We start from the raw sequence: 7,003 nt of genomic DNA on the forward strand, positions 1-7,003 counted from the left end.
GGGAATCCCCATGTCCGACACCACGACGCACCTTGGGCTGCCGTATCTTCTGGCCGCCCAAGCCCAGAAGCATGTCACCCACAACGATGCACTGCGCCTGCTTGATGCGATGGTGCAGCTCTCGGTCCTTGATCGGATGCGCACCGCGCCACCGGCCAGCCCGGCCGACGGCAACCGCCATCTGGTGGCCTCCGGAGCGACCGGCCTCTGCGCCGGGTGGGATCTGAACATCGCGTTCTGGATCGACGGCGCATGGATCCGGCTGGTGCCACGCACCGGCTGGCTGGTCTGGGTCGCAGCAGAGGGGTTGTTTCTCGTCTGGACTGGCAGCGCCTGGGACGTCGTGGGCGAGCCGCGCGACGTCTCGGACGCCGTGTTCAGCCTGGTGAACGAGGCGGACCCGACGAAGAAGGCCACCTTCTCGCTGGCGGGCATCAGCGCCGGGACGACGCGGAGTTTCACCCTGCCGAATACCTCATCAGAACTGGCGATCCTTGCGGGCACGCAGACCTTCACCGGCAACAAGACCTTCTCAGGCATATTGACTGCCTCGGGCACAGTCACTGTCTCGGCCGCTTCTGCCAGCATCGGCACAGCGACGACGACCGCGACCTATGGCATGGGCACAGGCGCCACGACGACTGGCGTGACAAAGACCGTGAACATCGGCACTGGCGGCGCGTCCGGATCCACCACCGTCGTGAACATCGGCTCGGCCACCGCTGGCGCGGGCGGCACGACGGTGGTGAACACGCCCACGGTCACCTTCGCCAATGCCGTCACGCAGGTCGGCATGCCGCAGGCGAACCTTACCGCGCAACTCTTGGGCCTCGGCGGGGCCACGGCCGACAGTTACAATCGGGTTTCAGTCAACACCCCAGCGCTCCTGTTCAACAACGCCGGGGCCGGGATCGAGGCCACGGTCAACAAGGCGGCGGCCGGGAACGATGCGGCCTTCGCCTTCAAGACCGGATTCTCGGCTCGTGCGCTGATCGGCCTCCTCGGCAACGACGATTTCAGCTTCAAGGTCAGCCCGGATGGCTCGGCCTTCTACGACGCCATCAGGATCGACCGGACCAGCGGCCAGGTGGAACTGCCGCAGCCGACGGTCCTGCCGGGGCTGGCGGCAGCGCCGTCACCGCCGCCCGCAGGCAAGGCCGCCGTCTACGCCCGCAACCGCGCAGGCGCGCCATGGATCGACGTGATGCGCCCCTCTGGGCGGGACTTCCCGCTCCAGCCGCATTTCGGGGTGAACCGGATCGCCAACTGGTCGCCCTCGGTCAGCACCACGATCACGACCGAAGGCCTGCCGATCACCTCGGTCGGCACCGTCTCGCACCCGACGCTGGCCGCGACGAACCTCGCCGCCTCGATGCGGCGCTGGCGTCTGACCTCGGCGGCCGTCGTGGACTCGGTCGCCGACCAGAGATCCGCAGGCTGGGCCTGCTGGCGCGGCAACGCGGCGGGCTTGGGCGGCTGGACCTTCGTGACGCGGATTTCGCTCACGACACTGCAGGCGACCGGCATGGGCTTCTTCGGGCTTTACGGATCGACCGCCGCGCTTGCCACTACCCTGACTTTGGCCACCGCCATCAACTGCATCGGCATTGGCTTCCAGCGAGGTACCCACACCCGATGGCAGCTTGTCGCGAACGACGGCACCGGGGCGCCGACCCTGACTGACATGGGGGCGAGCTTTGCCGTCGCCACGGGCGGCGTGCTCACCCTGTTCATCGCGGCCCCGCCGAACAGGGCATCCGTCTGGGTGCGGGTGGTGGACGAGGTCTCAGGCGCCGTCTTCGAACAGGAGATCACCGCCGACCTGCCCGCCGCGACGCAGTTCCTGTCGCCGCGGCTGTTCCTGAACACCGGCGCGACAGCCGCCGCCGTCGCCTACGACTGCGCCGGTGTCTACCTCGAAACTGATTTCTGACCAACCGCAGCCTGCGGCAATGAAAGGACCATCATGAACGACCAGACCACTCTTGCCGGGGAGGTCGCGCGGGCCTTTCGGGACCACGGGATCACCGCCGCGCTGACCGCGCTGATCGGTGGCACCATGGCCTTGATCGCGGCGATCACGCGCAAGGCCTTCACCAACGAGGCCCTGCTGGATCGTCTTGATCGCGAACTCATCGCCGAACGCGACCGCTCCGACAAGCAGCGCAGCGAAGATCGCAAGGTCGATGGCGACCGCCTCGACCGGATCGAGACGGACATCCGCTCGATGCGCGACATGCTGTTCGACGCATTCCAGCGCGGCCGGTCCGACTGAGCGTCGACGACATCACCACCACGACCACATCCCCCGCCCCAGAGGCGGGTTTTTTCATCTGGAGGATCCACCATGCCGACCCTGACCTACTCCCACTGGCGGGATGTGCCCGCCAACACCTGGCGCTGGCCGAACTTCTCGGCCGCCGAGATCGCCTGCCGCGGCACCGGCGCGATCAAGATCAACACCGAGGCGATGGACAAGCTACAGGCCCTGCGCGACCGGCTGGGCAAACCGCTGATCGTCCGTTCTGCCTACCGCAGCCCGGAACATAATCGGGCCGTGGGCGGGGCGCCGGCCTCGAAGCACATGCAGGCCACCGCCTTCGACATCGCCATGTCGAACCACGATCCCGCAGCCTTCGAGGCGGCCGCGAGGGCGGTCGGGTTCCTGGGGTTCGGATACTATCCCCGCTCGGGCTTCATGCACATCGACCTTGGGCCTGCCCGATCCTGGGGCGACCCCTTCCCGGCGCGGCCCGTCCCCTTCGCCCCGGAACTGCCGCCTGCGCGCGAGGTGCTTTCGGAAAGCCGCACGCTGCGCGGTGGCGGCGCGGCGGGTGCCGCCACGGTTGGCGCCGCAGGGGTGGAGGTCCTGCAGGACGTTCTTGCCGAAACCCAGTCCACCATCCAGCCGCTGGTGCCCTACCTCGACACGCTGCGCTGGGCACTGATCGCCATCGCGCTGATCGGCATCGCCATCACCATCCACGCCCGGCTCGACGACTGGAAGCGGGGCCAACGGTGATCGGCTGGCTCCTCACCCATGGCCCGGAGCGGAAAGCGCTGGGCCTGATCCTGACCGCCGCAGCGATCCTGCTGTTTCTGTTCAACTTGCGCCGCGCCGGTGAACGCGCCGGGCGCGCCGCCGAACGGCTTGATGCCAGAGAGAGAAACGATGCCATCCACCGCCAGATGCTCGACGCCGCCGCCCGCCGCCCTCCTGATCGCGATGCTCTGGCTGACCGGCTGCGCGATGGGCGATTCTGACACCCGCGCGCCCTGTCCGCCTGTGGTCGAGTATTCTTCTGCCGATCAGGCGCGCGCGGCCGACGAGGTCGACTCGCTGCCAGATGGCGCGGTCATCGTCCGGATGCTGGGCGACTATGCCGTCTTGCGCGATCAGGCGCGGGCGTGCAGATGAACTACGAGGCGTACGAAGCCAGCACGGCGAACCTGATCAGAGTTGCCGCCAGGCCCGCTGGTAATCTGGACCGCGAGAGGTTGGCTGGGAAGTCTTATCGGGCGCTGTAATTTGGATCGGCAGGGGAGCGGGAAGATCCGGCCCCAAGACAATTGCCTCGCCTTGGCTCAACGAAGGGATAAATGCTGCGGCGGACCTGTCCAGATCACCGCAGGCCCGCTCGATTGTCTCGCGGTCGCGCTCATTCGTAAGCCGATGGACGAACAACGTCCCAAGCTGACTCAGCACGTCCTGCGGAACGTCGCGAGGGCGCTGTGTGGCGAGAACAGTCGTCAGCCCGTACTTCCGACCCTCCTTGGCAATCAGGCCGAATGCGTCGAGCGAGACACTGTTGAACTCGTCCCCGACCGAACGACCCATGAACTGATGTGCCTCATCGAGGAAGCAGATGACGGGCTGCGTCCGGAAACGGTCGGCACGGGCGAGGCCGAGGAGATACTCACCGATTGTATTCAGAAGCAGTTCGCGGGCGTTGTGGTTGAAACTGACGTTCTTGAACGAGATCAGGCATACCCGTTGCTGCGGGGCGTTCAGGAAGCCATCGAGGAGGATGCAGATATCTTCGCCCTCGTTCCCGAACAGACATCCTAGCTCTGCGGACGCCAGCATTCCGCGCATGCGCACGATCAGCGTGTTACAGTAGTTCAACGTAGTGTCGGCTTTGCCGCCAAAAACCCCCGGATTTCGGTTGTCACTTGGCCAAATGCACTCGTTTACGATCTGGTCTGTGAGAAGAGCCACGTCGAAGTCGCACAACTCTGATGCCATTGCGGTTGAGTAGTGGGCTGTGGCTCTGTTGTACTCCGAGATTGACTGACCGGTCTTCTGGACCGTGAAGTCCTGCTCTACCAGCACTGTTCCGAATGCTTCTTTGAAGAATCGTTGTCTCTGTCCTGTTTGCTCCGGCACAATTGCGGCGTCGTTTCGCAGGGCACGAACCAGTCTCAAGCTCCTAATCGCCTCGCGCATAGTCGGTCCTTGGCTTTGACCGGTTGGGCGCAGGAGCGCAAAAAGCGATAACTCGGTCATCCTTTCAGAAGGAAACCTGACCAGCGTCTGGCCAGCCTCGGCCCGCGTGAAGACATACTCTACCGCGCCAGGCAGCTTTCCCGAAAATTCGCCAGTCGGATCAAAGACGATGGCCTTGCCACCCAGACGAGCGACTTCGGAAACGAGCTTTGCCAGGGTCCAGCTCTTCCCGCCGCCGGTTGCACCGAAGATGCCGCAGTGGCGGCCGAACAGCTTTTCCGGCGGTAACGCGATTTCGGCGTCGTCGATGCCAGATATTCGACCGAGGGACACGGCGATCGGCTGTGCGCCATCTTGCACATCGACGCCACCAAAGAGAGCGGCCTGGATCGAGCTTGACAGTGCAGGGCCATTGGCCTCGAAAACACCGTCACCAACCCTCGGTGAAACGAGCACCCCCCTGACAACTGTCTGCGTCGTCTTGCGGATCGTGGCAAGCAGTTGAACCCTGCCAACCGGCTCCACGCTGGGCTCGCGCTCGATCTGTCTTTCAAGGGCGGGACGGTTGCGGTCGGGAATATGGACCTCGACGACGCGTCCGAGGATGACTGCCTGGTCGCAGTCGATGAAGACGAAGTCGCCCACCGTCCCACGCGCTATGCCTCGTCGACCGGCCGCAGCAAGGGCTTGTGGCAGGTTCAGTTCGATCCCGGACGCGCTGACTTTGGTCACAGTACCAAGGCGCTTTTCCCCGTCGATCAGCGCCGAGCGGTCATCCGTCGCCATGGTCCTGCCCTCGGATACGCTCAAGTCGAGCCTCCAGCCGTTGCCGGTCGGTCTCCCCAATGATCTCAGGCAACGCGAGGGCCAGATCACTGAAGCGGCCGTTTAGGACCGTGATCCGGCTGTCTCCCTCCCTGACAAGCCGAAGAATACGAGTTTGGTAGTCTTTGAGCTGGTCGTTCGTCTGTTCAATGACATGGGCTTCACCAATCCGTCCTGTGTCATCCAACTGGGCAACTGGCACGAAGCAAGGATCGCAAAGCACTAGGCGGATCGAGAGGTTCGACTCAAGCGCAGACCAAATCGGTGCGCTGATGTGATCGTCGGCAAATCCGAAACCGCTGACGATCAATGTCGTGTCGGGTTCTCGCAGTGCCGCCTGCCAAGCCGCGAACATATCGAGGTAGGGCGGCGCAAAGGCCTCCTGATACTTCGAGGAGCGCGGGTAGATCAGCACTGGCTCATGGTTCCCGTCGTGGCCAAGGCGGCGGATCACCACACCATCAGACTTGCGCCGCCGCCAGTCCATCGACCCGTGCAGCTTGTAGAGGTGGAAAACCCCATCAACATAGTCCGCGCGCGTGCTGCTAGTAGATCGCCGTACGATGTCCTGCTGAAAGTGATCGCGGTTGAACCGCTGGACCGCAGAATGGGAAAAGCCGTCGATCAGAGCCAAGTTCCGGGCGACGGCGGCTTCCTCGATGCAGCGGTCGTAATTCGTGGTGAAGAGTTTCACACGCGCCTTTTCAGCGCTTCGGCGGGCGAGGCGGCGCAGGAACTCCTTGTGAGAAATGAGGTCCGTCTTCTCCGAGACAAAGTCGACGCGATCCAAGATCGCCTGTTCGGCTTTCAGAACAAAGGATGGCAGGTCAAGATGCGCGCCGCCAGCAGCATCCAAACTAGCGCCTGCCCCGCGGGCAGCTTGCAGCTCAACCGTCATCTTGCACAGACTGAGAAGCGACTCGATGTCCTTCTTGCCGGTCGCACCCCAGACCTCGGCTACAACCTTGTCGAAGTCTTCTTCCCCGACCTTCTGTCGAGCATCGTCCCAGAGATCACCCATGCCAGGAGCCTGGTCACCTTCCGCATTTTTCGCCGCAAATGATGCGCCCGAACCAAGTAGGGCCATTAGGTTCGTTGCATTCAGCGCCGAAAGAAGTCGTTCTTCGACTTGTCCTCTTGCTCCGCGGCGGGTCTTTCCATCTTCCTCGCGATCATCCCATGCCAGCCATGTCCCTTCGGACTGGAACAAGCGTAGGTTGCTCGCGGATGGGGGCTGATCGATCCAGTAACTCAAGGGCACTCCTGCGGAAAACTTAACATCCTAATTCTGGTCAGTTCTGTTGGTACGGGCGCCCCAAGAGGGTGCGCGGGACATATAGCTTCATCCACAAGTTGCCGTCGAATCCGCGCCTTTACAACCGGATTGAGCCTGTTTGCAGTGTCCCGACGTGACCCGGCAGCCAGTATGAGGGCGCAGCACGCAGGGCGACGTTGCGCGCATTACCCGCCGTTGCTTGCCAATGCCCGCGACTGCGTGCTGGTGCGGTTTTTCTGGCTGGGTGTTGATGTGGCGTTGATGTAAACTGGAACGCCAAAAACCCGACGGTTACGTCGGGTTCTAAGCATCTGATATGTTTGTATTTTTTGGTTGCGGGGGCAGGATTTGAACCTGCGGCCTTCAGGTTATGAGCCTGACGAGCTACCGGGCTGCTCTACCCCGCGCCATGTGTGTCCTGATCGGGTTTTTTATCGTTTCAGAGAGATATGCGT

The 7,003-nt window shown here is 63.3% G+C and carries 7 protein-coding genes and 1 tRNA gene; 5 read left to right on the forward strand and 3 right to left on the reverse strand.

Annotation, left to right across the window (positions count from 1 at the left end; all coding sequences use genetic code 11):
• Window positions 1–10 precede the first annotated feature (10 nt).
• The 5 genes from AC2SGK_RS16615 to AC2SGK_RS16635 all read left to right on the forward strand — a co-directional run bounded on the left by AC2SGK_RS16615 (window position 11) and on the right by AC2SGK_RS16635 (window position 3,418).
• Complete coding sequence (locus AC2SGK_RS16615) at window positions 11–1,933, forward strand: DUF2793 domain-containing protein (protein WP_488324575.1); 1,923 nt, start codon at window positions 11–13, stop codon at window positions 1,931–1,933.
• Window positions 1,934–1,966: 33 nt separating this feature from the next.
• Window positions 1,967–2,275: a hypothetical protein gene (locus tag AC2SGK_RS16620; RefSeq protein WP_068767525.1), complete on the forward strand. Its 309-nt coding sequence runs from the start codon at window positions 1,967–1,969 to the stop codon at window positions 2,273–2,275.
• Between the two features lie 72 nt (window positions 2,276–2,347).
• Window positions 2,348–3,022 (forward strand): YcbK family protein, encoded by a 675-nt coding sequence (locus AC2SGK_RS16625; RefSeq protein WP_488324576.1) that lies wholly within the window; start codon window positions 2,348–2,350, stop codon window positions 3,020–3,022.
• Complete coding sequence (locus AC2SGK_RS16630) at window positions 3,019–3,264, forward strand: hypothetical protein (protein ID WP_488324577.1); 246 nt, start codon at window positions 3,019–3,021, stop codon at window positions 3,262–3,264. The genes AC2SGK_RS16625 and AC2SGK_RS16630 overlap by 4 nt, the downstream gene beginning before the upstream one ends.
• Entirely contained in the window at window positions 3,251–3,418 is a 168-nt protein-coding gene (locus AC2SGK_RS16635; RefSeq protein ID WP_488324578.1) for a hypothetical protein, read from the forward strand. The genes AC2SGK_RS16630 and AC2SGK_RS16635 overlap by 14 nt, the downstream gene beginning before the upstream one ends.
• A 36-nt stretch (window positions 3,419–3,454) precedes the next feature.
• Here AC2SGK_RS16635 and AC2SGK_RS16640 read toward each other — a convergent pair whose 3' ends face one another.
• The 3 genes from AC2SGK_RS16640 to AC2SGK_RS16650 form a co-directional block, all read right to left on the reverse strand.
• A complete protein-coding gene (locus AC2SGK_RS16640) occupies window positions 3,455–5,233 on the reverse strand; it encodes an ATP-binding protein (RefSeq protein ID WP_488324579.1) in 1,779 nt (592 codons plus the stop codon).
• Window positions 5,220–6,527, reverse strand: coding sequence for an SIR2 family protein (locus AC2SGK_RS16645; RefSeq protein ID WP_488324580.1), 1,308 nt, complete (start codon window positions 6,525–6,527; stop codon window positions 5,220–5,222). The genes AC2SGK_RS16640 and AC2SGK_RS16645 overlap by 14 nt, the downstream gene beginning before the upstream one ends.
• A 351-nt stretch (window positions 6,528–6,878) precedes the next feature.
• Window positions 6,879–6,955: transfer RNA gene (locus tag AC2SGK_RS16650), tRNA-Met, on the reverse strand.
• Between the last annotated feature and the right edge of the window lie 48 nt (window positions 6,956–7,003).

It is taken from the genome of Paracoccus sp. NIOT.M2S5SZ12 (genome assembly GCF_057748165.1).

What these genes read in the sequence shown, in the direction of transcription:
- AC2SGK_RS16635 (WP_488324578.1), top strand. Translation starts at nt 3,251, where the DNA reads ATGGGCGATTCTGACACCCGCGCGCCCTGTCCGCCTGTGGTCGAGTAT.
- AC2SGK_RS16620 (WP_068767525.1), top strand. Translation starts at nt 1,967, where the DNA reads ATGAACGACCAGACCACTCTTGCCGGGGAGGTCGCGCGGGCCTTTCGG.
- AC2SGK_RS16625 (WP_488324576.1), top strand. Translation starts at nt 2,348, where the DNA reads ATGCCGACCCTGACCTACTCCCACTGGCGGGATGTGCCCGCCAACACC.
- AC2SGK_RS16640 (WP_488324579.1), bottom strand. Translation starts at nt 5,233, where the DNA reads ATGGCGACGGATGACCGCTCGGCGCTGATCGACGGGGAAAAGCGCCTT.
- AC2SGK_RS16615 (WP_488324575.1), top strand. Translation starts at nt 11, where the DNA reads ATGTCCGACACCACGACGCACCTTGGGCTGCCGTATCTTCTGGCCGCC.